This window comes from Mesoterricola sp. MK458 (assembly GCF_055384935.1).
Genome location: NZ_AP045075.1, coordinates 4,163,093 through 4,187,107, shown reverse-complemented (window position 1 = coordinate 4,187,107; position 24,015 = coordinate 4,163,093). Strand labels below are relative to the sequence as shown.

Annotated in this window: 19 protein-coding genes; 7 read left to right on the top strand and 12 right to left on the bottom strand. The window is 71.1% G+C overall.

Going from position 1 to position 24,015, the window contains the following annotated elements; all coding sequences use genetic code 11:
- The first annotated feature begins 25 nt into the window (after positions 1–25).
- Positions 26–772, top strand: coding sequence for a hypothetical protein (locus tag ACZ5LB_RS18365; RefSeq protein WP_464603653.1), 747 nt, complete (start codon positions 26–28; stop codon positions 770–772).
- Here ACZ5LB_RS18365 and ACZ5LB_RS18360 read toward each other — a convergent pair.
- Together ACZ5LB_RS18360 and ACZ5LB_RS18355 are read right to left on the bottom strand one after the other, a co-directional pair.
- On the bottom strand, positions 759–2,342 hold the full coding sequence (locus ACZ5LB_RS18360; RefSeq protein ID WP_464603652.1) for a M28 family peptidase: 1,584 nt from the start codon (positions 2,340–2,342) through the stop codon (positions 759–761). The genes ACZ5LB_RS18365 and ACZ5LB_RS18360 overlap by 14 nt on opposite strands.
- Positions 2,339–3,115 (bottom strand): DNA/RNA non-specific endonuclease, encoded by a 777-nt coding sequence (locus tag ACZ5LB_RS18355; protein WP_464603651.1) that lies wholly within the window; start codon positions 3,113–3,115, stop codon positions 2,339–2,341. The genes ACZ5LB_RS18360 and ACZ5LB_RS18355 overlap by 4 nt, the downstream gene beginning before the upstream one ends.
- 79 nt (positions 3,116–3,194) lie before the next feature.
- Between ACZ5LB_RS18355 and ACZ5LB_RS18350 the strand changes: the two genes are divergently transcribed.
- Complete coding sequence (locus ACZ5LB_RS18350; RefSeq protein WP_464603650.1) at positions 3,195–4,349, top strand: MFS transporter; 1,155 nt, start codon at positions 3,195–3,197, stop codon at positions 4,347–4,349.
- A gap of 311 nt (positions 4,350–4,660) precedes the next feature.
- Here the strand turns inward: ACZ5LB_RS18350 and ACZ5LB_RS18345 are convergent, their stop codons facing one another.
- On the bottom strand, positions 4,661–5,284 hold the full coding sequence (locus ACZ5LB_RS18345; RefSeq protein ID WP_464603649.1) for a cyclase family protein: 624 nt from the start codon (positions 5,282–5,284) through the stop codon (positions 4,661–4,663).
- Positions 5,285–5,351: 67 nt separating this feature from the next.
- On the opposite strand from ACZ5LB_RS18345, the gene ACZ5LB_RS18340 reads away from it, so the two are divergent.
- The 3 genes from ACZ5LB_RS18340 to ACZ5LB_RS18330 all read left to right on the top strand — a co-directional run bounded on the left by ACZ5LB_RS18340 (position 5,352) and on the right by ACZ5LB_RS18330 (position 7,390).
- A complete protein-coding gene (locus tag ACZ5LB_RS18340; RefSeq protein WP_464603648.1) occupies positions 5,352–6,044 on the top strand; it encodes a helix-turn-helix transcriptional regulator in 693 nt (230 codons plus the stop codon).
- Positions 6,045–6,165: 121 nt separating this feature from the next.
- Positions 6,166–6,681 (top strand): DinB family protein, encoded by a 516-nt coding sequence (locus tag ACZ5LB_RS18335; protein WP_464603647.1) that lies wholly within the window; start codon positions 6,166–6,168, stop codon positions 6,679–6,681.
- 64 nt (positions 6,682–6,745) lie between these two features.
- Complete coding sequence (locus tag ACZ5LB_RS18330; protein ID WP_464603646.1) at positions 6,746–7,390, top strand: DUF4339 domain-containing protein; 645 nt, start codon at positions 6,746–6,748, stop codon at positions 7,388–7,390.
- 25 nt (positions 7,391–7,415) lie between these two features.
- On the opposite strand, the gene ACZ5LB_RS18325 is transcribed toward ACZ5LB_RS18330, so the two are convergent.
- The 5 genes from ACZ5LB_RS18325 to ACZ5LB_RS18305 all read right to left on the bottom strand — a co-directional run bounded on the left by ACZ5LB_RS18325 (position 7,416) and on the right by ACZ5LB_RS18305 (position 16,118).
- The gene (locus ACZ5LB_RS18325) at positions 7,416–8,897 is read right to left on the bottom strand and encodes a M16 family metallopeptidase (RefSeq protein ID WP_464603645.1); all 1,482 of its coding nucleotides are present in this window, start codon (positions 8,895–8,897) and stop codon (positions 7,416–7,418) included.
- On the bottom strand, positions 8,894–10,420 hold the full coding sequence (locus ACZ5LB_RS18320) for a M16 family metallopeptidase (RefSeq protein ID WP_464603644.1): 1,527 nt from the start codon (positions 10,418–10,420) through the stop codon (positions 8,894–8,896). Before ACZ5LB_RS18320 ends, ACZ5LB_RS18325 begins: the two co-directional genes overlap by 4 nt.
- Position 10,421: 1 nt before the next feature.
- Positions 10,422–11,483, bottom strand: coding sequence for a TlpA family protein disulfide reductase (locus ACZ5LB_RS18315; protein WP_464603643.1), 1,062 nt, complete (start codon positions 11,481–11,483; stop codon positions 10,422–10,424).
- Positions 11,484–11,645: 162 nt separating this feature from the next.
- Positions 11,646–13,196, bottom strand: coding sequence for a sensor histidine kinase (locus ACZ5LB_RS18310; RefSeq protein ID WP_464603642.1), 1,551 nt, complete (start codon positions 13,194–13,196; stop codon positions 11,646–11,648).
- 27 nt (positions 13,197–13,223) lie between these two features.
- Positions 13,224–16,118 carry a TonB-dependent receptor gene (locus ACZ5LB_RS18305; protein ID WP_464603641.1) on the bottom strand — a complete coding sequence of 965 codons (2,895 nt, stop codon included), beginning with the start codon at positions 16,116–16,118 and terminating at the stop codon, positions 13,224–13,226.
- A 282-nt stretch (positions 16,119–16,400) separates the two neighbouring features.
- Between ACZ5LB_RS18305 and ACZ5LB_RS18300 the strand changes: the two genes are divergently transcribed.
- The gene (locus ACZ5LB_RS18300; protein ID WP_464603640.1) at positions 16,401–17,120 is read left to right on the top strand and encodes a response regulator transcription factor; all 720 of its coding nucleotides are present in this window, start codon (positions 16,401–16,403) and stop codon (positions 17,118–17,120) included.
- Here the strand turns inward: ACZ5LB_RS18300 and ACZ5LB_RS18295 are convergent, their stop codons facing one another.
- Both ACZ5LB_RS18295 and ACZ5LB_RS18290 read right to left on the bottom strand, forming a co-directional pair.
- On the bottom strand, positions 17,121–18,284 hold the full coding sequence (locus ACZ5LB_RS18295; RefSeq protein WP_464603639.1) for a sensor histidine kinase: 1,164 nt from the start codon (positions 18,282–18,284) through the stop codon (positions 17,121–17,123).
- Entirely contained in the window at positions 18,277–19,119 is an 843-nt protein-coding gene (locus ACZ5LB_RS18290; RefSeq protein ID WP_464603638.1) for an alpha/beta fold hydrolase, read from the bottom strand. Before ACZ5LB_RS18290 ends, ACZ5LB_RS18295 begins: the two co-directional genes overlap by 8 nt.
- 149 nt (positions 19,120–19,268) lie before the next feature.
- Between ACZ5LB_RS18290 and ACZ5LB_RS18285 the strand changes: the two genes are divergently transcribed.
- A complete protein-coding gene (locus ACZ5LB_RS18285) occupies positions 19,269–20,396 on the top strand; it encodes a sugar-transfer associated ATP-grasp domain-containing protein (RefSeq protein WP_464603637.1) in 1,128 nt (375 codons plus the stop codon).
- Here the strand turns inward: ACZ5LB_RS18285 and ACZ5LB_RS18280 are convergent.
- The gene (locus tag ACZ5LB_RS18280) at positions 20,382–21,566 is read right to left on the bottom strand and encodes a PepSY-associated TM helix domain-containing protein (protein WP_464603636.1); all 1,185 of its coding nucleotides are present in this window, start codon (positions 21,564–21,566) and stop codon (positions 20,382–20,384) included. The two genes, ACZ5LB_RS18285 and ACZ5LB_RS18280, sit on opposite strands and share 15 nt — an antisense overlap.
- 20 nt (positions 21,567–21,586) lie before the next feature.
- A complete protein-coding gene (locus ACZ5LB_RS18275) occupies positions 21,587–23,920 on the bottom strand; it encodes a TonB-dependent siderophore receptor (protein WP_464603635.1) in 2,334 nt (777 codons plus the stop codon).
- Positions 23,921–24,015 lie beyond the last annotated feature (95 nt).

Here is a 24,015-nt window from a genome sequence, read left to right as displayed (position 1 = left end):
AAGTGGAGGAACGCCCGGGAGTCCCATGCGCCTGCCCATCCTTATCCTCGCCGCCCTAACGCTGCCCCTGCGCGCCGACGGTCTCGACGCCCTGCGGACCCGCCTGCAGAAGCCCGCCGGCGCCGAGACGCTCAAGGCCTCGGTGCAGCTCGAGACCTGGAACCGCAGGGGCGACGAGAAGAAGCCCGTGGTCAGCCAGGGCAAGGCCTCCGCCTGGGCCGAGTACGGCCCCCAGGGCCTGCGCCTTTTCTGGGGCCGCGAGACCCTGGCCCAGGCCCTCCAGGAAGCCCGCCTGCGCACCGCGGATCCGGAGAAGACCACGCCCACCCGGGACGCCCTGGGTTCCATCGACGCCCTGAGCGTCCAGGGCTGCTTCGACCCCGCTCCGCAGCTCCTCCAGGACCTGGACAAGGCCACCTTGCTGGAGGAGCGGGCCGACACCCTGGACGGCCGGGACCTGAGGCTCCTCTCCCTGAAGCTGGAACCCCACCTGGGTGCCCGGGACCGGAAGTACGTCAAGGAACTGGATGCCACCGCCAAGGTCTGGGTGGACGCCGACGGCCTTCCCGTGGCCGCCGAGACCCGCGTCAAGGTACGCGGCAAGGCCCTCCTGGTCATCAGCTTCAGCTCGGAGCAGCGGGACGCCTACCGCTTCGCGCGGGTGAACGGCAGGCTCGTCACCGTGCATCACCTGCACGAGAGCAGCGGCTCCGGAGGCGGGGAGTCCGGCCAGTCCCGGCGGGTGACGACCCTGACCTTCAGCGGGTCGTGACGGGCGGATCCGCCGCCAGGGCCGCGGCCAGCGCCAGGGGCAGCACCGCCAGCGGGAGCAGCGCCGCCAGGGCGCCCATCGTCAGGGCCAGGGACACCAGGTGCAGCACCGGCACGAACAGCGCCACCGCCACCACCGCCCCGGCCAAGGCCAGCCGGGGCCGGCCCGTGAAGTCGGCCAGGACCAGGGCGGCGAACGACGCAACCAGGGGCACGGAGAACAGGAACGTCGCGCCCGGAAGCACCCGTGCGGCGGCGGCCATGGCCAGCAGGTTGAGGCCCATGGCGCCGACGAGGGCCGAGCGCCCCGGGCATCGGCGCGCCAGGAGGTAGGCCCCCAGGGCCACCAGGGCGAGGAGCCCCCAGGTGATGGGCCGCTCCAGCGGGACGTTGGGCAGGTAGGCGAACCGCCACGGCACCCCGGTGGCCCGGGAGGTCAGGAAGCTCGCCCCCGCCCCCGCCGCCAGGGCGGCCGCGCCCAGGCCCGTCCAAGCCAGGAACCAGCCCCCGATGGACAGGACCCGCGCCCGGCCCCGGGCCAGGTTCCAGGCCATCACCCCGTGGAAGGCGAGCACCAGGGCCACGGACAGGTAGCGGTCCCACCGCAGGGGCCAGGAGGCCAGGACGCCCGGCAGGCACGGGAAGAAGACCATGTCCTCCCGGGAGGCGAAGGCCTCCTTCCCCGCCAGCCTCGGATCGGCGGCGTAGGCCCGGACCATGGGCAGGATCTGTTCCCCGTAGTGCTGCAGGGAGGCCATGGAAACGTTCCGGGAGCTGTCCCGGGGCGTGTGATAGAAGGCGAGCCCGTCCAGCACCGCGAAGTTCAGGCCGGGCAGGCCCGCCCGGGTGAAGACGGTGAAGTCGGTGCCGTTGGGCATGCGCCGGTACACGTCGGACGCGAAGGAATACCCGAAGGGCCAGCGGGCCTTGCGGAAGAGACGGATGGCCGCGCTGTTGCCCCGGCCCGTCTCGAACATGACCGCCGGCCCCCGCACGCCCCGGGCCTCGAGGTTGATGACCAGGTTCACGTCCCGGTACAGGTGCGGATTGCGCTCCATCTCGGCCCGGGCGCCCAGGAGGCCGGATTCCTCGGCGTCGGTGAAGAGCAGGCGCACGCCGTTCTCCAGGGGTCCAGGGGCCCCCGCCACCAGGCCCGCGATCTCCAGCATGGCGGCCACCCCGAGGCCGTCGTCGGCCGCCCCCAGGGACCCGGGGGCCGCGTCGTAGTGGGAGACCAGCAGCACCGAGGAGCCGCTGCGGCCCGGAATGGCCGCGGCGATGTTCTCCAGGGGGTAGCGGTGCCCGGCGCGGTCGGTGACCTCGGGGTGGCGGAGGGTGGCGGGTTCCAGGCCCGCGGCCTCCAGGCGCCCCCGGATGTAGTCCCGCACCGGCGCGAGGCTGGCCTGGTCCCGCACCGAATGGGGCGCCCGGGCCAGGACGTCCAGGTGCGCCCGGGCGCGCAGGGCCGAAAAGCCCGGACCCGGCGGCGCGGGCGCGGGAAGGACGAGCACGGAGAGCCCCAGCAGGACGCCGGCCGCCAGCGCCCCCAGGGCGGCGAGGTGGCGCCTCATGGAAGCACCTCCTCGGCGTCGCACCGCGCGTCAAGCCCATCGCCGCCGCCGGGCGCCACCTCCACGCCGCTCCGCTCGCGCACCTTGTCCAGCGTGGTGGCGAAGGCCATCCAGGACGCCGGGTCCAGGCCCTCCTCGTGGGGGATGATCCAGGCGCAGGCCCGGGTGGCGCCTTCGGGCGTGATCCAGATGACGGCCTTCCACAGGGCCGCGGGCACCGCGATCTCCCGGACCCCGATCGTGGCGCCGCCGCCCAGCACCGGCCCCGTGTAGACCCAGATCTGCGCGGTCCTCCCGGTGAGGCCGGGCCGGAACCCGCTCCCCGTGCGCACGCCGCTGACGGCCTCCTCCAGGCGGGACCAGATGCCCCCGTTGTGCTTCTGGAGCTGGGGGACCATGTTGGCCATGGAGAAGGTCTCCCGGGCGGCGTCCCGCCCGAAGGCGTAGGCGATGGCCGCGAAGGGGGTCATGTGGCCGCGGCTGTGGCCCGACCCGGCGTAGTCGCGGGTCGTCACCCGCGCCTGGGTGGCCTCCTCCGTGAAGAACGGCATGCCCTTGCGGGCCACGGCCTCGGGCTCGCCCCGGGACCCGGAGACGGTGTAGACGCTCCACAGGGGCACCTTGGCGGACTCGGAATACCCCAGCGTGTAGGCCGTGTAGGCCACCACCGTCACGGGCTCGGGACTCCGGGGCTGGACGCCGCCGAAGAACACGTCGGCCGCGAATGCGCCCAGGGCGGTCAGCATCAGGATCGCGATGCGCAATGCTTTCACGGAAACTCCATCCACCGGGCCCCGGCGGTTGCGGGCACTGTACAATTGGTTCCATGAAGGTTATCACGCAGTGGAACGCATGACCGGGTCCCGCGAGCCCGGAGCCGGCCCGATTTTCGCCATGGCCTGCGCCTGCGGGATCGCGGTGGCGAACATCTACTACAACCAGCCCATGCTGGGCATCCTGCGCCGGGCCTTCCCGGACGGCATGGCGGTGGGCGTCATCCCCACCGTCACCCAGCTGGGCTACGCCGCGGGGCTCTTCTTCCTGGTGCCCCTGGGCGACCTCCTGGAGAGGCGGCGGCTGATCACGGTGCAGTTCATGGCCCTGGTGCTGGCGACGCTCATGGCCGCCGTGGCGCCCGGGGCCTGGTCCCTGGTGGCGGCCTCGTTCCTCATCGGGGCCGGGGCCACCGTGGCCCAGCAGATCCTCCCCGTGGCCGCGTCCCTGGCCTCGGACCGGAGCCGGGGCGCGGTGGTGGGGGGCGTGATGAGCGGCCTGCTCACCGGGATCCTCCTGAGCCGAACCCTGTCGGGGTTCGTGGGGGCCCACTGGGGCTGGAGGACGATGTTCTGGCTCGCCGCCCCCATGGCCCTGGCGGGGGCCGCCGTCATGCGGTTCCTGCCCCCCAGCCTCCCCGCGGCCTCCATGGGGTACGGGCGGCTTCTGGGCTCCCTCCTCCACCTCTGGCGCGGGGAGCCCCGCCTGCGCCGCGCGACGCTCACCCAGGCCCTGCTCTTCGCGGCGTTCAGCGCCTTCTGGACGACGCTGGCGCTGCACCTGGAGCAGCCGCCCTTCCACCGGGGCGCGGACCTGGCCGGACTCTTCGGGGTGATCGGGGCCATCGGGATCCTCGCCGCGCCGCTGGCGGGACGCGTCGCGGACCGGCGGGGCCCGGCCCCGGTGGTCATGACCGGCGCCGGCGTGGTGCTCGCCGGATGGCTGGTGCTCGTGGGCTGGAACACCCTGGCCGGCATGGCCGTGGGGGTCGTGCTCCTGGACTTCGGCGTCCAGAGCGCCCTCATCGCCCACCAGCAACTGGTCTTCGGCCTCCGGGCCGAGGCGCGCAACCGGTTGAACACGCTTTTCATGACCGGCATGTTCCTGGGCGGCAGCCTGGGATCCAGTGGAGCCATGCTGGCCTGGAGGACCACGGGCTGGGCCGGTGTGGGCGGATTCGGAATTGTGGTGGCCCTGGCCGCGGCGATGGTCCAGGTGCGCCGGCGGGGGTAAAGGGGGGAATCGTCCACGTCAACGCACGAACCCGTTGCGCCGCGAATGCCAAGAAAAAAATGGAACGCTGGGGCGCAGAGGACTCGCTGAGGCGCTGGGTGAAAAGCCTTGTCCAGGAACAGCCCGGCGGATCCGGCCGTCCATCAGGGGTCAAGTCAGGGAATGAGGTTCTTTTTTTCCCCAGCGCCCCAGCGAGCCCCCAGCGCCTCTGCGTTTGATCTTTTTGATGACCCTACCGAGCCCCCCTGGACCCTCCGACCCTCAACCAGCCAGCAGAAGAAGCCAACTCATTTACTTATGAAATGCCCCCCCTACCCTTCCACGAGGACGGCCCGCACCGGGGAGCCGTCCCCGCCTTCAATGCGCAGAGGCAGGGCCGACAAGGTGTAGAGCCCGGGCGCCACGCCTTCCAGGCGCAGGCCTTCCAGACAGCGCATGCCGCTTTCGAAAAGGGCGTGGTGGCTCTCCAGGTTCGTGGAGTCGAAGGGATCCACGGACGGGGTGTCGATGCCCGCCAGGAGGCAGCCCTGGTCACGCAGGCTGCGGATCAGTTCGGGGGAGAGGGCGTTGAAATCGGGGGAGAACCGCTCGGGGTCGGGGTACGAATCCGTGCGGAACAGCACCCTCGGGGCCCGCACGGGGCCGGACAGGTGATGGGGGAGGATGCGCTCCCGGGGCGGGAGCTTCACCGTGATGACTTCGCAGGGGCCCAGGTACGGCAGGAGGTCCACGGCGTCCATGGCGGGGGCCCCGGGCAGGATGTGGGCGGGGGCGTCGGCGTGGGTGCCGGCGTGGAGCGTCGTGCGCATGGCGCTGCAGTCGGCGGCGCCCCCGTCAGCCATGCGCGCGAGGATCTCCCGGCTGAAGCCCACGTCCCCGGGCCACACGGCCAGGCGTGGCGAGAGGGTGGCGGTGATGTCGATGATCCGGGTCACGGGCGGCTCCTGGGGATCCCCCATTAGACCACCGGTGGAACGGGGCGTAGGCGGGCTATCATGGGTCGTGCGCCGTGCCGACCGCCTGTTCCACATCGTCCAGCTCCTGCGCCGCGACCGCCTTTCCACGGCGCAACGGCTCGCGGGGGAACTGGGCGTATCGGTTCGAACGGTCTACCGGGATGTGGCCGACCTTCAGAAGTCCGGCGTGGCCATCGAGGGCGAGGCCGGAGCTGGCTACCGCCTGGGCCGCCACGCGGAGCTGCCGGCCCTGGGCTTCACCGAGGATGAGCTGGAGGCCCTGATCGCTGGAGCCCGCATGATCCAGGCCTGGTCGGATCCCGCCCTGCGGGAGGCGGCCTGCTCCGCCCTCCTCAAGGTCGAAGCGGCCGCCTCCCCGGAGGTGCGGCGGAGACTGGCCCATTCGGAGATGCACGCACTGAATTTCTGGGCGGCGGGTGGCGGTGCCCGTTTCATGGGCGAACTGCGGACGGCCATGCGCGCCCGCCGCAAGGTGCTCATGGGCTATCGGCGGGCGGACGGAACCGGTTCGGAGCGGACCGTCTATCCCCTCGGCCTCTTCTTCTGGGGGCACACCTGGTGCCTGGCGGGATGGTGCGAACTCCGGGACGAGTTCCGCACCTTCCGCCTGGACCGCATCCAATCCGTGGCCGTGCTCCAGGGGACCTTTGAACCGATCGAGGGCCACACCCTGGCGGACTACATCCGGAAGGCGGAGAACGACCCCTGGGACTCCTGACAGATCCCTGGCAGGAGCCCCTGCCAGTCTTCCATCCGGAAGGTCGTCACGGATGGCGGCCCTTCCACGCACCCGGGTCCCGGCCCCCACGGGCCGAGCCATTCCCTTCAAAGGAGTTCCCATGTTCCGACGCCTCGACGACTTCCGCGCCTCCTTCGCCCACGCCCGGGAGAGCTACCTGAAGATCCTGGACGCCATCCCCGAGTCCGCCGCGGGCACGGCGGTGGCGGACGGCCATCGCGACCTTCGCCGCCTGGCCTTCCATCTGGTGGAGACCCTCATCGAAATGCCCTCCCGCACCGGCCTCAAGCTGCCCCACGGTGAGGCCTTCCTGGCCAACCAGCCCCTCCCTCTGCCCGCTACGATGGCCGAGATCCGGCAGGCCTACGTGAAGGCCGCCGAAGCGTTGCAGACGGCCCTGGACGCCTGGAACGACGCCACGCTGGAGGTCTCCGACGACATGTACGGCCAGTCGTGGAAGCGGGGGGAGACCCTGGGTATCCTGCTCACCCACCAGATCCACCACGTCGGCCAGATGACGGTCCTGATGCGCCAGGCCGGCCTGCGCGTGCCGGGCATCTACGGCCCGGCGAAGGAGGAGTGGGAGGCCTACCACATGCCCGCTCCGGCCATCTGAACCGGTCAAGGCGAATATCAACGCAAGACCATCTGATATCATCGGGGGGATCCCCGGAGACACCATGAGCGATGCCTGGAGCTACATCCAGAATGGAGCCACGCAGGGCCCCGTGCCCCAGGAGACCCTCCAGGCCCTGCTGGCTTCCGGCCAGGTGCGCTGGAACGACCTGGTGTGGCGCCAGGGGCTCGCCGACTGGACCCAGGCGGGGTCCCTCCCCGAATTGCGCGTGGCCCCTCCGCCGCCCCCCGCCCCCGCGATCACCCTGGCCCCGCCCCGGGAAGAGGCCGCCGTGGCCGCCGAGGTGGTGGACGCCCTGCGCGCCACCCGCCCCTGGGTGCGCTTCATGGGCGTGCTGGGCATCCTCGGGACGATCCTGATGGCGGTGGTGGCCCTGGCGGTGGTGGGCATGACCCAGGGGCCCCTGCGCGGCATGCCTGCGGGGATGCGCGTGGTGCTGCCCGGCATCTACCTCGTCATGGCCGCGTTCCAGATCCCGCCCGTGCTGTTCCTCAACCGCTACGCCAGCCGCATCACCGACCTGCTCCGGGACGGCGGCCCCGACGCGCTGGCCGAGGCCCTGCGGGCCCAGAAATCCTTCTGGCGCTACGTGGGCATCATGACCCTGGTGGTCCTGTGCATCTACGCCCTGGCGGCCCTGGTGGGCGTCGGCGCGGCGCTCTTCCTGGGCGGCCTGCGCGGGCTCTGACGGGCCCGCACAGGCCGGTCCGGGATCAGGGCAGGACCTTGAGGGTGAGGGGATCCCGCAGCGGCAGCCGCGTCACCGGCAGTCCCAGCGCGTCCCCGAGGCGGCCCGGATGGTCCTTGGGATCCCCGGCCTCCGCTTCGGCGGCCTTGCCCACCACCAGGACGACCAGCTTGGCGGGGTCCAGGTAGGTGCGGGCCGCCTTCTGCACATCGGCCGCGGTGACCGCCTCGACCCGCGCGCGGAAGTCCGCGTAGGCGTCCGGGGGCCATCCCAGGAGGTGCTCCTCCGCGAAGAACCGCACCACCGCCGCGGGATCGGACCACTGGGAGGGGAAGGACTGGATGATGGAATCCTTGATCGTCCTGAGCTCGGCCTCGGGGACCGGCTCCCGCCGGAGGCGCTGGATCTCGGCGAGGGTCAGGCGCAGGGCGTAGGGGACCGATGCGTTGCGGGTCTGGAAGGCGCAGGTCCAATCTCCCCGCCAGTGGGCCCCCTCGTCGAAGCCCGCGTAGACGCCGTAGGTGAGACCCTCGTCGCTGCGGAGCTTCCGGGTGAGCCGGGCGGTGAAGCCTCCGCCCCCCAGCACCTGGTTCAGGACCACGGCCGCGGGCCAGTCCGCGTCCAGCCGGCGCAGGCCCGGCAGCGCCAGCAGGACGCGGCTCTGCACCAGGTCCTTGTCCACCACCCGGATGCCGGGCACGCGCACCGCGCGCGGGGCCGGCACGGGCGGGCTCGGCAGGGCCCGGGGCCCGGGCCGCAGGGCCCCGAGGGTGCGTTCCAGGAGCGCGAGCATGGGACCGCGCTGGAACCGCCCCGTGAGCGTCACCGCGAGGTTGGCGGGGTGCAGGAGCCGGGCGTGGAAGGCCTCCAGGTCCGCCCGGGTGATGGCGTCCAGGCTGCCGCGGGTGGGCAGGGCCGTGGTGAAATGCCCTTCGCCGTTGAGCAGGAAGGCGGCTTCCACCGCGCTGATGGCATCGGCGTCGTCGTTGCGGCCCTCGATGTTCCGCCGGGCGCCCTGGAGGGCCAGGTCGAGCCGGTCCTGGGCGAAGGCGGGACGCAGGAGCACGTCCATGAAAAGGGCCAGGCCTTCGGGCAGGTCCTTCTCCAGCACCTCCAGGGCCACTTCGCCCGAGGTGGACCCGCAGTGGCTCCAGAGGGTGGCTCCCAGATCATCCAGGCGCTGGTCCATGTCCTGCGCGGACCGCCCCTGGGTGCCGCCGCTGCGCAGCACCTGGCCGAAGAGCGCGGCCAGGCCCTCCTTGCCCTTGGGCTCCAGGTAGGCGCCGCCCTTGAAGTGCACCGCGATGCGCACGAGGGGCACGCCTTCCGGTTCCGGACGGAGGTACACGGCCACCCCGTTGGCGAGCCTCGCCTCGTGGTCCCGGACCCGGGGCATGGCGAAGGCGAGGGGGGGGAAGGTGAGCCGCTCGGGACGGGCCGGGATGGCCTGGGCGGCCAGGACCGAGGCCGCCAGGAAGGGCAGGAGGCCGATGGGAAGGATCCTCATTTGACCTCCGGGGTCGGGGGGTTCACCCGGGCCGGCCTGCGGCTCACCAGGAGGACGGTGCGGTTTTCGGGCTTGAGGTAGGTCCGGGCCACCCGGGCCACGTCTTCCGCCGTGACCTCGGCCAGGCGCCGGGGGGCGTCCAGGAGGTCCCGCGCGGTGCCCATGCCCTCGGCCTCGGCCAGGGCGTAGCGCAGGCCCGCGTTGTTCTCCAGCATGCGGAACAGGCCGACCTGGGCCTGGTTCTTCACGCGCGCGAGTTCCCGGGGGGTGACGCCGCCGGCGGCGATCTTCTCCATTTCCCGGTACAGGGCGGGTTCCAGCTCGGCGGGGCCGTGGCCCGGGGCGGGCTCGGCCATGAGGGTGAACGAACCCCCGTAGCGCATCCCGAACGCGCCGCTGCGCACCGACAGGGCGGTCTTCTCCCCCGTCACGAGGAGGCGGTGCAGGCGCCCCGAAGCGCCGTTGAGGATGCCCGCGAGCACCTGCAGGGCCGGGGCGTCCCGGTGCACCCCGGGGACGGTCTTGTAGTTCACCCGCAGCATGGGGCTGGCGTCGGCCACGGCCACCATGCGCTGCTCGGCCACCTGGGGAGGCTCGGTGGTGAGCACCGGGGGCACCCCCTCAGGATTGGGGGCCAGGCGCCCGAAGTACCGCTCCACCAAGGCGAAGGCCTCCTCCGTGCGGAAGTCCCCCACCAGGACGAGCGAGAGGTTGTTGGGGGCGTAGTAGGTGGCGTAGAACCGGTCGGCCTGCTCCCGGGTGATCTGCGTGACGTCGCTGGGCCAGCCGACGACGGGCCACCGGTAGGGCAGCGCCTCCCAGGAGAGGGCCGCGAAGGCCTCCTGGATCCGGCCGGTGGCCGTGGCGTCGGTGCGCTGGCGCCGCTCCTCCAGGACCACGTCCCGCTCGCTGTAGAACTCCCGGAACACGGCGTTCTTCAGGCGGTCGGACTCCAGCCAGGCCCACAGCTCGAGCTTGTTGGCGGGCACGGTGACGTGGTAGAAGGTGCGGTCGGGCGTGGTGTTCGCATTCAGGTCGGTGGCCCCCATCTCGTCGTAGATCTTGGGCAGCTCGTCCTTGACCACCAGGCTGCGCTGCTCGGCCACGAGGCGGTTGAACGCGTCCAGGAGCTCCTGGTGCCGGGGGCTCCGGGCCTGCGGGTCCTGGAGGCCGCCGCCCTCGCCCCGGCGCTGGCGCTCCCGGAGGAGGGCCAGCTCCTCGCGGATGCCGGCCCGGAGCCGGTCCTGGGCGGCGTTGAGCTCCCGGTCCCGCACGGCGTCCCGGGTGCCGATGGTGTCGGTGCCCTTGAACATCATGTGCTCGAAGAGGTGGGCCATGCCGGTGGCCCCGGCGGTCTCGTTGGCGCTGCCCACCCGCGCCACCCACCCGCAGGCGATGCTCGGGGCGTTGTGGCGTTCCACCAGCAGGACCCTCAAGCCGTTGGGCAGGGTCCGCTCCACCAGGGGCACGGTCTGGGCCGCCAGGGGCGCGGCGAGGAGGATGGCGGCGAGGGCGCGTCGCATGCTACCGGCCTTCCCGGTGCTTGGCGAGGTTCTTGCGGATCAGGGCGAGGTTGCCGGGCGTGGCGTGGGGATCCTTCTCGGCCGCGGCCAGGGCCTCCTCCGCGAACCGGAGCGCCGCCTTGGGATCGCCGCTGTTGGCGTAGAGTTCGGCCTTCATGGCGGTGAGCATGTAGTTCCCCATGCCCCGGGCCTCCAGGTCCTTGGCCAGGCTCTTGCCGAAGTCGTAGGCGGCGGGTGCGAGGTCCGTCTCCACCGCGAAGATCGCCTGCATCATGTAGTAGGCGCCCTGCTCGTGGTTGGACTCCTCCAGGATGGCCTTGGACACCTGGATGCCCCGCTCCAGGTCGGCATGGTAGAGGGCCACCAGGTGCTGGTAGGCCAGCGAGTACTTCAGCTTGGGGCGCTTCTCCATCGCCGCCTCGATGGCCTTGGCGGCCTCGGCGTACTTCTTGGCGGCCATGGCCTCCCCGATGGGGCGGGTGATCTCCAGTTCCGTCTCGCGACGGGTCCGGGCCCCGGCCAGGTCGTAGGTGCCCGCCAGCTCCTCCTTGAGGACGGACTCCAGCGCGGAAGGATGGCCGATCCAGGCCACGCGGCCCTCCCGGTCCACCAGGAACGCACAGGGGATCCCGCCCTCGCCGGCGGCCTTCATCCAGGCGTCGGCGATGCGGCCGTCGCTGCCGTCCGCGGCGACCCGGTAGCCCATCTTCGGCCCCTGGGCCTTCACGAAGGCCTTGACCTTGGGCAGGGTGTCGCCGCTCCCCGCCTTCTGGGTCTCCCAGATGTCCATGCCGATCACGGTGACCTTGCCCTTGTAGGTGCGGGCCAGTTCCGTGAGGTGGGGGATGCTCTCCTTGCAGGGGGCGCACCAGGTGGCCCAGAACTCCACCGCGTAGAGCTTGCCCTTCTCGAAGGCCTTCACCGGCGTCCCCTTGATCCAGGTGGCCGAGGCGATGGCGGGGGCGGGATCGCCGATCTTCAGGTAGGTCGCCCCTTCTGCCCCCGCCCTCCCGGCGAGGGCGGCGCAACAGCAGATCAGGACGGTTCGGACGATGCTTCTCATGGGGTGCTCCAGGGAATGGGTGCTCAGGGTTTGCGGGCGTCCCGCCAACAGCAAGGATCGCCCTGGGCGGCGGCCCGTCCCAGTGAAGTCTGGACAGGAAAACGCCGGGTTTTAAGGCGCCGCCCGGATCCTCGCGGATCCAGTGGGAGCGCCGGTTCCGGCCTAGGCCGGTATCTCCAGGACGGCGGCGAAGCCCGCTTCGCCCACCGCGTCGAAGCGCAGTCCCCAGCCCTCGTGCGCGGCCATCTGGCGCAGCAGGAAGATGCCCACGCCGTGGCCGGGCCCGGCCTGGGCGACGCCCGAAGCCGCCAGGTCGGAAAGCTTCGCGAGGGGGATGCCCGGGCCCTCGTCGCGCACCTGGATCTCCACGACCTTGCCGCACCGCCGCACCCGGACCCGGGTGGCGCCCTGGCCATGGACCAGCGCGTTCTCCAGGAGGGTGTTGAGGGCGGGCTGCAGGGCCCTGGAGGAGGCGCGGAAGGTCACGTCCTCCACCTCCAGGTCGAGGGTCCTGCCCTCGCCCGCGAAGATGGGTTCCATCTGCCCGTGGAGCCGCCGGAAGAAGGCGGCGCCGAGGACCTCCGCCACCGGGACGCGGGCCTCGGGGCGCACCCCTTCCAGGCCCGCTTCGATGATCTTCACCAGCTTGTCCACCTCGTCGCCGATGCGGGCCAGGTGGGACTCCTGGACCTCCTTGGCGAGGTTGGCGTTGCGCACGGTGTCGCAGCGCAGCTTCAGGACCGTCAGCGGCGTCTTCAGGCTGTGGGCCAGGAAGGCCAGCTGGTCGGCCCGGAGGCGGTCGCGCCGGCTGATGTAGACGTGCAGCAGGCACCCCAGGCCCAGGAGCGCCACGAAGGCGAAGTGGGCGCCCCAGGCCATGCGGGTCCAGGCCCGGATCCGGTGATCCATGGTTTCGGCCTGGGCCCGGGTGCCCCAGAGGCCCGCCACCCAGGGATCCCCGAAGGACAGGCTGAGGTCCGGGAACATGGCCGAGAACGTGGGCCGGGCCGGGCGGAACGTCCGGCTCCGGGGCGCCACGGCGCGGCTTTCGGCGTTGCGCTGCCCCACCTGGGGATCCCGGTCGTAGCGCGTGATGGCGAACCGGTAGGGGGCGCCCCGGTCCATGAAGCGATCCAGGAAGCCTTCCGTCGCGGGGGCGGAGGGGTGCCAGACCCGGAAGGCCCAGTGGCGCCCGGTGGCCAGGGCCAGGGTGCTCTCCTCATAGGCCCGGGGGTTGTCCTTGGTCGGGGGGATCCAGGTGGACCCCCCGGAGGCCTGGGCCTGCCGCGCCCATTGAAGCAGGCGGGAGGATTCCTCCCGGCCGGCGGGATCCGCCGGGCGCAGGCGCCGGCCATCCCGGAGCCACACGCGCCCGGCGGCGGGATCCACCAGCGCCTGCAGCAGCGGGTCCTCGTCCAGCCACCGCCCCACCTCCACCTCGTCGCCCCGGGTGAAGGCGACGGGGGCGTGGGGGTGGGTCCAGGCCTTGACCACGGCCAGGCCCGCCTCGTGGGCCTGGCCCTCCCAGACCTGGAGGGCCACGGTCATGCGATGGCCGATGAACATTCCGGGCAGGAAGGCGCTCAGGCCCGCCACCAGGAGCCACAGGCCCAGCAGCGCGGGCGGCGAGAGCAGCCTGCCGTAGCCGCGCAGCACCCGGAACCGACCGCGGAGGCGGTGGCGCTTGGGCCTGCAGACCTGGATGGTGGGCATGGAGATCATTCTAGCCAGACCCTGCGTTCAGAACTTGAAGCCCAGGACGGCCTGGACCGTGCGGGGGAAGAGGTTGCCCTGCCCCAGTCCGAAGGTCGGGTTGGGATTGAACGTGTTGCTGGCCACGGAGCCGTCGGCGGGGCTCGGCGCGTAGGGGAAGGTCATCCCCTGGGCGACGACGGTGCCGCCGGTGTCCCGGGTCATGTAGCGGACCCGGTTGAACACGTTGATGATGTTGATCTTGGCGTACGCCGCGACCTTGCCGTAGAGCTTCTGCTCATAGCCCGTCTGCAGGTCCACGGTCCACACCTCCGGCTGGCGCAGGATGCCCAGCTCGGGGAAGTAGCGGGTGTAGGAGGAGGCGTAGCCCTGGTCCTGCAAGGCGGTGGTCGTCTGGGCCTGGCCGGACCGGAAGGCCACGGCGGTACCGGACTTGTAGGTGCCCACCAGGCCCAGGTTCAGGGTCCCCGAACCGATGGCGATGCGATAGTTGACGTCGGCGTTCACCATGACGGGCACGTCCAGTCCAGGGGCGGGGCCCATGGGATTGAGCTGGTAGGTGGGGATGTTGCCTTCGCCGAAGTCGTTGGCCTGGGAGGCGGCGCCGCCCAGGTTGGTGCCGGCGTTCTCGAAGGTGCGGCTCCAGGTGGCGTTCCCGCCCACGAGCAGGTTCTCGCCCAGCTTTCGGCGGTAGGCCATCTCCACACCGTAGTAGTTCTGCTTGGCGTTGGGGTCGTTCTTGATGACCACCTTGGCCTTGCCCGGGGCCATGCCGTTGCCGTAGTGGAAGTCGTCCAGGAACTGGTCGTTCCAGCGCCGCACGAAGGTGACGGTGAGGTTCTGGAGGGTGTCGTTGTAGGCGTAGCCCACGGTGGCCTCGTAGGTCCTGGGGGCCTTGATGTTGGGATCCACGAAGATGTTGCGGTCGGTGAGGGGGTCCCGGACCATGTTGGGGTTGTCGATGCCGGTCTGGCCGTTGTGGTTGCCCCAGGCCGCCCAGTTGATGGCGCCGCTGGGCAGGACCGCGTCCAGGCCGGTGCCCTGGTTGGGGCCGCCGGTGCCGATGTACATGTACTCCCGGGTGATGGGGGAGGAGGTGACGGTGGCCGAGGCGAGGTTGCCCTGGTTGATCATGCCGGAGTACTGGGCCGCGCCCACCCGGAAGACGTGGGTCTTGTCGCCCTTGAGGTCGTAGCTCGCGCCCAGCCTGGGGGCGAAGGTCTGGAACGAGTAGGTGATGTTCTCGGGGTTGTTCGCGCTCTTGTACTGGTCGAAGCGCAGGCCCAGGTTGAAGGTCCAGTGCGTGTCCACCTTCCAGGAGTCGTTCACGTAGAGGCTGTTCACCTTGGTGTCGGCTTCGCCCCGGGTGGGGAAGTAGCTGTAGAGCGTCGTATCGGCGCTCATGGGCGTGAGGACGCGGTTGGCGAGGCCGGGATTCGTCGCGCCGGTGGCGTAGTTCCGGAACTGGATCTCGTAGTTGGAGGGCGTGGGCGAGGCGGCGCCGGTGCGGTTGTAGTGGTAGAACTGCAATCCGCCTTCCACTTCGTGGGTGCCCATGGCTTCCGTCACCCAGGTGAGGTTGATGCCGCCCGTCCGGGTGTGGCTATCGGCCTGGCTGTCCGAGCCGTAGCCGTTGTCCAGGACGTCGCTGGACTCCAGTTCCTTCCAGGTGGGAAGGAGCTTGCCGCCCGTGGGTCCGGTGCCGGGCCCACCGCTCTTGGAATAGGCGTCGTTGAGCTTGACGTCCAGGGCCAGGGACGAGGAGATCTGGGCCAGGTAGCCCAGGGAGTAGTAGCCCTTCTTGGACTTGGTCAGGCCGCTGAGGGTCTCCAGGGTCGAGACGGTGCCGTTGGAGATGCCGTTGAGGTCCCGGGAATTGGATTCGTTCAGCTCCAGGGACAGCCGCTGCCCCAGGGACATCTGCCAGTCGACCTTGGCGTCCAGCAGGTACGAGTCCCGCACGATGGTGTAGGGCACCTCCCCGCCCATGGAGGGCTGGGTCTTGGTGACGAGGCGGGTCTCGGGGCTGTTGGTCTGGTAGGCCACCGCGAAGAAGAGCTTGTCCTTGATGATCGGGCCCGTGAGGGTGTAGCTCTGCACGGTCTGGTGGTGGTCGGGAACGGGCGACCAGGTGATGGGGAAGTGGTAGAGGTTGGAGTAGTAGTACGCCACGCCCGGCATGCGGTACTTGGAATTCCACTTCTCGTTGGCGATCTCGAAGCGGCTGGTGCCCGTGAACTCGTTGGTGCCGCTCTTGGTGGTGACGTTGAGGACGCCGCCCGTGAAGCGGCCGTACTTGGCGGAGATGCCGCTGGTGAGCACCTGCACCTGGTCGATGAAGTCGTTGTTCAGGTTGACGTTCTGGCCGCCGTAGTTGGCGTCCGAGGCCGACACGCCGTCCACCACGTAGGTGTTGTGCTGGCTGTCGGTGCCGTGGATGGTGTCCATCACGGAGCCCGGCGCGCGGAAGGTGGTGGCGGTGAGGCGGCTGGTGCCCATGTAGTAGATGGGCAGCTCGCTGATCTCGGCCATGGTCATCACGATGCCCGTGGTGGCCTGGGTGGTGTCGATCACTTCCATCCCCTGGGTGTCCACCACCTCCACGACGATGCCCTGGGCGCCCAGCTTGATGTCCATGCGGTTGGTCTGGTTGGCCACCACGGTGATGGCCCCCTCGAAGCCCGAGGTCCCCTTGGCGGAGACCTTCACGCGCACGGGCCCGGGGACCATCTGGCGGAAGTTGAAGTCGCCGTGGGAGCCGGTCTTGAGCTCCTGCACGCCGCGGGAGGTGTGGGCCTGGACCAGGGCGCCGGCGACGACCTTGCCGTCCGGACCCTTCACGGTGCCGGTAATGTTGCCCACGGCGCTGCTCTGGCTGAAGAGCAGCCCCGACGAGGCCACGATCAGGGCGCTGATGCGCATCGCGCTCCAGGATTGACGAGGTAGGATCATGAGTGGGCTCCCATATGAATTGTGGAATGGCTTTTGACTTGTCTGATCGTTGCTTTCCGCCGGAGCTGCGTCCAGTAAAGGCCGACAAAGGAATTCCACGTTTTTAACGCGGCGTTCACGCACTTGTTTCAGCTTGAATGACAGGGCTTATGGGCTACGCGCCCATCCGCTCCGATCCGGGAAGCGGTACGCTTTCGACCCCTGAACTTTCGGTTGCCGGCCCTCGCCGGATTCCGTCTACCATCAGGAATCATGGCGGCCAAATCCCTACCCCCCGATCGCATCCTGGTCATCGAGGACGAGCCCGAGATCGCGGAGATGCTCAAGCTCAATCTGGAGGCCGCGGGCTTCCAGGCCGAGACGGCCGGCGACGGCGGCGAAGGCCTGGCGATCCAGGAGAGCCGGCCCGCGGACCTGATCGTGCTCGACCTCATGCTGCCCCGGGTGGGCGGCATGGAGGTGCTCCACGTGCTCCGCCGCCGGCGGGACCCGGTTCCGGTGCTCATCCTGACCGCGCGCACCGGGGACGCGGACCTCCTCCAGGGCCTGGCCCAGGGCGCGGACGACTACCTGGGCAAGCCCTTCTCCACCCTCGAGCTCATCGCCCGCATCCGCGCCATCCTCCGCAGGACGCGCAACCAGGAGTCCCAGCCCCGGATCCTCCGCAGCGGCCCCTTCCGCATCAACTTCCTCCAGCTGGACGTGCACCGCGGGCGCACCAACCTGAACCTCACCCTGCGGGAATTCCGGCTGCTGGAGGTCCTGCTCTCCAACCCGGGCCGGGTGAACAGCCGCCAGGAGCTCCTCAACATGGCCTGGGACCCCGACGGCAAGCCCATGCCCAAGACCGTGGACGTGCACATCGGCACCCTGCGGAAGAAGCTGGGCGACACGGACAAGTCCCCCTTCATCCAGACCCTCGACCGGGAAGGGTACCGCTGGATGCTGCCCGTCACGCCGGAAGCGGGCTGATCAGGCCTCGCCTTCGGGCCCGGGCAGCCGGAACCGGAACGCGGCCCCCTGGCCCACCGCGGATTCCGCCCACAGGGTTCCCCCGTGCCGGTCCACGATGCGCTTCACCGTCGCGAGGCCGATGCCCTGGCCGGGGAAGTCGTGCTTGGCGTGGAAGCGGTGGAAGGGCTGGAACAGGTGCGCGGCCGTCGCCGCGTCGAACCCGGCCCCGTTGTCGCGCACGCAGAACCCGTCCGGCTCCTCGCGGAAGGCGATGTGGGCCCGCTCCCGCCGGGAGGAATACTTGAAGGCGTTGCCCAGCAGGTTGCGCAGGACCACGTCCAGCAGCCCCGGATCTCCCCAGGCCCGCAGCCCCGGCTGGATTTCCCAGGTGGTCTCCCGGCCCGGGGAGGAGGCCTGGTACTCCGCGGCCAGGGCTCCCGCCGCCGCCGACAGGTCCACCCAGCCCTTCCGGAGGGGCCGGTCGTTGGCGACGGCCAGCTGCAGCAGCGCCTCCACCATCTTGCCCATGGTGGCGCCCACCTCCACGATCCGCGCCAGCACCTGCCGGTCCTCCTCCGCCAGGGTGGGCCCGGCCCTGAACGTCAGGATGTCGCCCAGGGAAACCAGGGCCTGGAGCGGGTTCCGCAGGTCGTGGGCCACGGTGCGCACGAAGGCGTCCAGGTCCCGGTTGGCCTGGGCCTGGAGCTCGGTCCGCTCGGCCACGCGGCGTTCCAGGTCCTGGTTCAGTTCGCGCATCTCGTCGACCAGGTCCTCCGCCAGGCGGCGGGCCTCCACCAGGTCGCGCTCCCACACCTCCCGCTCCACCGCCGGCACGAAGGTCATGCGATGGTGAAGCCCCCCGCCCGGTTCCCCGTGGACCTCCGCCTCCAGGAGCACGTGGAACCGGCTGCCGTCCCGGCGAAGGAGGTCCACGGCGATGCGGCCGGGCCGGCCTCCGGTCGCCAGCACCGGCACGTGGTGGGTGTGCACCAGCACCCGTCCGGCGGGGGTGAGGAACGCCCCGGGCCAGGCGAGGCCCGCCAGGGACGCCTCGGTGTGCCCCAACCACGCCAGCAGCGCGGGATTGGCCCGCAGGACCCGGCCGTCGGGGGCGGCCGCCAGGAAGCCCACCGGGGCGCTTTCGAACCAGTCCGTGTCCCAGAGTCCGGAGAGCTCAACCATGCCCGGGCTCCAGCGTCGCGAGGAAGGCCTCCATGGCCCCCGCCACCTCCCCTGGGGCGCTCAGCTGGGCGAAGTGCCCCGAGGTCGCCAGATAGTGCAGGCGTGCGCCGGGGATGGCGTCCTTCAGATACTCGCTGACCGCCACCGGGACGATGGGGTCCTCCCGGGACTGCAGGAGCAGCACCGGATGGCGGCAGGCGCCCAGGCTCGGCCGCGCGTCCACCGCGAAGGTGGTCCGGGCGAAGTGCCGCAGGATGCTCGGCTCCGCGGCCAGGAAGGCGCGCTCCACCTCGCCGGCCACATCCGGGCGCCGGGGGTCCGCCACGGTGGCGCGGGCCAACTCCCCCGCCCAGGCCTCCCGGTTCAGGTCGAAGGCCGTCAGGAGCTCATCCACGTCCCGCTGGGTGAACCCGCCCCGGTAGCCCGCATCGTCCAGGTAGCGCGGCGAGGCGCCCAGCATGACCAGGCAGCGGAACCGCCCGGGCTCCCGGAGGGCCGCCTGCAGTCCGATCATCGCGCTGACCGAGTGCCCCACGAAGACCAGGTCATGCAGGTCGAAGGCCGCCACCACCTCCAGGACGTCCTGGATGTAGCCTTCGAGCGCGCCGTAGCGCTCGCGCCGGTAGGCGCCCACGTCCGAGGCGCCGGAACCCACGTGGTCCATGAGCACCACCCGGTGCCGGCCGGCGAAACCGGGGGCGAGGCGCCGCCAGAGGGTCTGGTCCATGCCGAACCCGTGGCAGAAGAGCATGGGCGCGTCCCCGGACCCCAGGAAGGTCAGGTGGTGGCGCGCGATGGTCCGCGCCTGGACGGGGGTCGGATGGGAAAGCGCCATGGTGGGAGATAGGATGGTGGGAATCCCGCCATTGTGCCAGCTGTTTTGCGTTTTTCAACACCCTTTCCGCCCCCCCCGGCGCCGGCATAGCCTCGTTTTTCGTCACTCGCCAAAGGCTTGCGGTAATCTGGAGATCACCTGGAAATTACATGCGTCGAGCCCTCTGGAAGAAGTGGCTTTCTATCCCCGCCCGCGGTCTGACCCTCGCTTCGGACCTCGGCGCCGCCGCCCGCTTCTACCGCATCGGCGGGATCACCCTGCTACGCAGGCTCGCCTGGCTCCGGGCCCACGGAGGCTTCCGGGTCCGGGAGGCCCTCCAGGACGGCCTCCTTGACCCGCGCCTGCCCCTGTCCGCCCTGGCGGCGACCATCTCGAAAGCCACCCTCGTCCGGCTCCAGACCCGCGTGAACCCGGACCGGTTCGATTGCCTCACCGAGGACAAGGCCCTCTTCTACGCCTACGGCCAGGGCCTGGGGCTTCCCGTTCCCCGTCTCCTGGGGGTCGTGGCCCGCCCGGCGGGGTTCACCGCGGAGGGAGGCCCCCTGCGCGACCCCGGCGACTGGCGGGCCTTCCTGGCCACGCTCCCCGACGAATTCGTGGTCAAGCCCAGCCGGGGCGCCTACGGGCGGGGCGTGGAGATCTTCCGCCGCGAGGGCGGGGGCTTCACCGGTTCGGCCACCGGGCACCACCCGGAGACGCTCGCGCCGGCGGCCTTCTTCACCGATCCCCGGTACGCCACCTTCGTGGTCCAGGAGCGGCTCCACCCCCACCCGGCCATGGCGGCCCTGAGCGGGACGCCCTACCTCCAGACCGTGCGCGTGGTCACCGACGTGGATGCGCGGGGGGAGAGCCGGGTGGTCTTCGCCATGCTCCGGGTGATCGCCGGCGGGGCCGTGGTCGACAACTACGACGAGGGCACCAACGGCAACCTGCTGAGCTACGTGGACGTCGCCCAGGGAACCCTCGTCCACACCGTCGGCATGCGCCCGGGCGGGATCGGCATCCAGGAGGTGTCCGTGCACCCCAGGACGGGCGTGCCTTTCCGGGACTTCCCACTGCCGGACTGGGAGGCGGCCTGCGCCCTGGCGCGCCGGGCCGCCCTCCTCTTCCTGCCCATGCGGACGCTGGGGTGGGACATCGCCCTGACCCCCGCCGGCCCCCGGATCGTGGAGGCCAACAAGCGGTGGGACCCCTGCAACGAGATCGCCGGGGCCGCCGCCAGGCCCGGAATGACCGAAGGCCTCGTGGCGTTCCTGGCGGAGCTACGCCAGGGCTGACGCCTTGGCCCGCAGGTTCCGCCGCCGGCGCAGCCAGAGCAGCACGCCGGTCACCGAGAACGAGGCGACCACCAGTCCCAGGGCCGACACCAGCACCCGCCCGGGCCAGCCCAGGATGCGCCCCGAGTGCAGCGGGAACATGGCCTGCAGGAAAATATCCCCGCGGCTGCCGGTGCCGGGAACGTCCGCCCCCCGCGGCCGGCCGTCGCCCGCATCGAAGTAGAGCCAGGGATTGCCCAGGCCGCCGTCGCCGTGGTCCCGGCCCGGTTCGTAGAACCCGACCCCCCATACCCCCGCCTCGGCGCTGTGGAACACGCCCCCCGCGGGGGCCGTCCACCCGCGGCGCCGGGCCTCGGCCCGCCCCAGGGCCACGGCCTCCGCCAGGGACACGCGGGGCTCGGCCGGCGGGCCCGGCACCATGGACGCGAAGGGCGAGGGCGTGAGGGTGGAGAACAACGACACCACGGGACGCACCACCTGGGGCCCCAGGTTCATGCTCACGGAGGTCACGGCCAGCACGAGGACCAGGAGCCAGGTCCACACGCCCCCGGCCCGGTGCAGGTCGAAGGTCCGCCTCGGCCCGCCCTGGCGCCAGCGGATCGCGAACGTGCGGCGCCAGGCGGCCCGGGAGGGGAAGGAGATCCCCAGGGCGATGAAGCTGTCCATCACCCAGAGCAGCGCCAGGACGCCCATGAATACCACGCCCGTCTCGATCCCCCAGGCCCTGGGCAGGTGGAGGCTGTAGTGCAGCTTGTAGAGGAAGGGGAGCAGGTTCTCCCGGCTGAGGGAGGCGCGGCCCCAGTCCCGGCGGCCCTGGACCTCGCCCGTGGCCGGGTCCAGGGCCACCTGGTTGTAGCCCACCTGGAAGGGCTTTCCCGTGGCCGGGTCCACCCGGGGCTCCACGGAAACCAGCAGGGTGCGGCCCAGCTCCACGGCCAGGGGCATGAAGCGCACCCGGATGGCCGGGTCGCGCGCCTCCAGCTGGGCCGCCAGGTCCAGGGCGGACCGCGGCGCCCCCTGGGTGCGCGCGTGGAACATCCCGGGGTTGAGCCGCGCGTCCAGCTCGTGGTCCCAGGAAATGACGGCCCCGGTGAGGCCGGCCACGAACAGGAAGGCCGCCGCGCCCAGGCCGAACCAGCGGTGGAGGTTGACGAGGATTCTCCGGAACACGGCGACCCTTTCCCGGTGCATCAGAAGCGGTAGGTGACGCTGGCGATGAGGTTGCGCCGCGCGCCGTACCAGGCGTCACCCCGGCTCAGGATCGTGGTGGTGTAGATCCGGTCGGCGAGGTTGGTGCCGTTGACGGCGAACCGCCAGGGGCCGGTCTCCAGGGCGAGCATGGCGTCCACCAGGTTCGTGGCGGCCACCTCGGGGGCGGCGGGGTTGTGGAAGGCCGCGGTGTGGCGGAACCCCACACCCGCGGACCAGCCCTCCATCCCGGCCAGGGGGAACCGAAGGCGGCCCCACAGGGAGCCCTGGTTGGCGGGGGTGGCCTCCAGCTGCTCGTCCAGGTCGATGTGGTCGAAGTTGGCCACCAACTCGAAGTTCTTTGTGAGCCGGGTCTTGAGCTCAGCCTCGAAGCCCTTGCTCCGCGTCTCGCCGGCCTGCAGGCTGTTGAGGGGCTGGGCCGGGTCGGGGATCTGCCGGTTCTTCTCCTTGAGGTCGTAACAGGCGACGTTGAAGGAGGTGGCGCCCGAGGGGCTCTGGTACTTGACGCCCGCCTCCCACTGCTCGCCACGCAGGGGCTTGTAGCGCCGCTGGTAGAAGTCGCTCCCCGCCACCGGCTGGAAGGACTCGGAGTAGCTCACGTAGGGCGACCACCCGGCTTCCGTCAGGAGCATGAAGGCCCCGCGCACCGTGGTGGCGTCGTCGCGGTCCGTGGCGGAGCCCTCGGACGCATTGGTGACGTGGTCGCGGCGCGCGCCCAGGGTGAAGGCGAACCGTTCGGCGATGCGGATCTGGTCCTGCACGTAGAGGCCCGTCTGCCGCAGCTCCGTGGATGGGTTGGGCGTCAGGTCGGGCGCCGTGAAGTTCCCGTACACTGGGGCGTAGAGATCGAAGGAGGGGCTGAAGCCGAAGGCGGAGGCGGCGTGCTCGGAGTAGCGGAGGTGGTCCAGCCCCACCAGGAGGCGGTGCTCGAAGAGCCCCGCCTTGACGGTGCCCTCCAGGGACTGGTCCGCCACCAGGGCGTGGCCGTCGCGCGTGTTGGCCCAGATGTAGCGGCTGATGATCCGCTGGTCCGGGTCCAGGTAGGGGCTGGTGGGATTGGCGAAGTTGCTGGCCGGATAGAGGCTCCGGTAGGTGCCCCGGTTGGAGGCGTACCGGACGTTCTGGCGCAGCGTCCACCCGCCGGCGAACCGGTGCTCGAAGGCGTAGCCCAGGCTGGCCTGGCGCATGTCGTAGGCGTCGTAGCCGGGCTCGCTCACGAAACGGCTGGTGGGAATCTGGCCGTTGGGATTGGGCAGCACGGTGCCGGACCAGGGCAGGAAGGTGGCGGAGGAGCCGCTCATGTCCTTCTGCCAGTAGCCCAGGAAGGTGAGGCTGGTGGCGTCGTCGGGGCGCCAGGTGAGGGAAGGGGCGACGGCGTACCGGTCGTCGGGCACGAAGTCCACCTGGGTGTCGCTCCTGCGGCCCACGCCCACGAGTCGGTAGGAGAAGCGGCCGTCGTCCGAAAGGGAGCCGGTGAGGTCGCCCTGGATCTGACGGCGGTTGAAGCTGCCGAACTGCACGCCGATCTCCCCCTGCCGCTCCGCCTGGGGCCGCTTGCTCTGGAGGTTGATGACGCCCCCGGTGCTGCCCTGGCCGTACAGCATGGAGGAGGGGCCGCGCAGCACCTCCACCCGCTCCAGGAGGTAGGGATCGGGGCGCACGTTGTTGTTGTAGCCGTAGACCTGGAGGAGGCCGTCCATGAACTGGGTGGGCTCGGTGCCCCGCACCCGCGTCCAGTCGCCGCGGCTGTCCACCCCGTAGGCGTTGGAGCGCACGCCCGAAGCGTAGTTCAGCACGTCCCCCACGCTGACGGCGGCCTGGTCCTCGATCTGGGCGCGGGTGACCACGGAAATGGCCTGGGGCGTCTCGGCCAGGGGCGTGTCGGTCTTGGCGCCGGTGAGGGACCGGGTGGGGCGGTACCCCGTGGTGGGACCGGTGGCGGTCTCCCGCACCTTGGAGCCCTTCACCTTCACTTCCGCGAGCACCGCCTCGGCGCCCGCCGGGCGCACCTGGAGGGTCCCGTCCACCACCCGGCCTTCCAGCCCGCTGTTCCGCAGCAGGGCCCCCAGCGCCGCCTGGACCTCCAGGGTCCCGCTCACCGCCGGCGCCCTGCGCCCCTGCAGGACCCCCGGGGCCACCGCCAGCCGAAGGCCCGCCGAGGCGGCCAGCGCCTCCAGGGACGTGGCCAGATCCTGGGCGGGAAGGTTCACCGGCAGCGCTGCGGGGGCGGGAGCTGCCACCAGGGCCGCCAGGGGAACCAGGAGCCCCCCCGGCGTGCGGGAGGCCGAAAGCAGGCGGAGAACGGACGTGGGCATGGATTTCCCTTTCAGGCAGAGGTTCCCCCGGGCCCGGCGGGGCCCTTCGGGGGATGGGATGGGTGGAGGGGCGGGCGAGGAGTCGTCCTGGTTCC

What these genes read in the sequence shown, in the direction of transcription:
- ACZ5LB_RS18365 (WP_464603653.1), top strand. Translation starts at nt 26, where the DNA reads ATGCGCCTGCCCATCCTTATCCTCGCCGCCCTAACGCTGCCCCTGCGC.
- ACZ5LB_RS18360 (WP_464603652.1), bottom strand. Translation starts at nt 2,342, where the DNA reads ATGAGGCGCCACCTCGCCGCCCTGGGGGCGCTGGCGGCCGGCGTCCTG.
- ACZ5LB_RS18350 (WP_464603650.1), top strand. Translation starts at nt 3,195, where the DNA reads ATGACCGGGTCCCGCGAGCCCGGAGCCGGCCCGATTTTCGCCATGGCC.
- ACZ5LB_RS18335 (WP_464603647.1), top strand. Translation starts at nt 6,166, where the DNA reads ATGTTCCGACGCCTCGACGACTTCCGCGCCTCCTTCGCCCACGCCCGG.
- ACZ5LB_RS18330 (WP_464603646.1), top strand. Translation starts at nt 6,746, where the DNA reads ATGAGCGATGCCTGGAGCTACATCCAGAATGGAGCCACGCAGGGCCCC.
- ACZ5LB_RS18325 (WP_464603645.1), bottom strand. Translation starts at nt 8,897, where the DNA reads ATGAGGATCCTTCCCATCGGCCTCCTGCCCTTCCTGGCGGCCTCGGTC.
- ACZ5LB_RS18320 (WP_464603644.1), bottom strand. Translation starts at nt 10,420, where the DNA reads ATGCGACGCGCCCTCGCCGCCATCCTCCTCGCCGCGCCCCTGGCGGCC.
- ACZ5LB_RS18315 (WP_464603643.1), bottom strand. Translation starts at nt 11,483, where the DNA reads ATGAGAAGCATCGTCCGAACCGTCCTGATCTGCTGTTGCGCCGCCCTC.
- ACZ5LB_RS18310 (WP_464603642.1), bottom strand. Translation starts at nt 13,196, where the DNA reads ATGCCCACCATCCAGGTCTGCAGGCCCAAGCGCCACCGCCTCCGCGGT.
- ACZ5LB_RS18305 (WP_464603641.1), bottom strand. Translation starts at nt 16,118, where the DNA reads ATGCGCATCAGCGCCCTGATCGTGGCCTCGTCGGGGCTGCTCTTCAGC.
- ACZ5LB_RS18300 (WP_464603640.1), top strand. Translation starts at nt 16,401, where the DNA reads ATGGCGGCCAAATCCCTACCCCCCGATCGCATCCTGGTCATCGAGGAC.
- ACZ5LB_RS18295 (WP_464603639.1), bottom strand. Translation starts at nt 18,284, where the DNA reads ATGGTTGAGCTCTCCGGACTCTGGGACACGGACTGGTTCGAAAGCGCC.
- ACZ5LB_RS18290 (WP_464603638.1), bottom strand. Translation starts at nt 19,119, where the DNA reads ATGGCGCTTTCCCATCCGACCCCCGTCCAGGCGCGGACCATCGCGCGC.
- ACZ5LB_RS18285 (WP_464603637.1), top strand. Translation starts at nt 19,269, where the DNA reads ATGCGTCGAGCCCTCTGGAAGAAGTGGCTTTCTATCCCCGCCCGCGGT.
- ACZ5LB_RS18275 (WP_464603635.1), bottom strand. Translation starts at nt 23,920, where the DNA reads ATGCCCACGTCCGTTCTCCGCCTGCTTTCGGCCTCCCGCACGCCGGGG.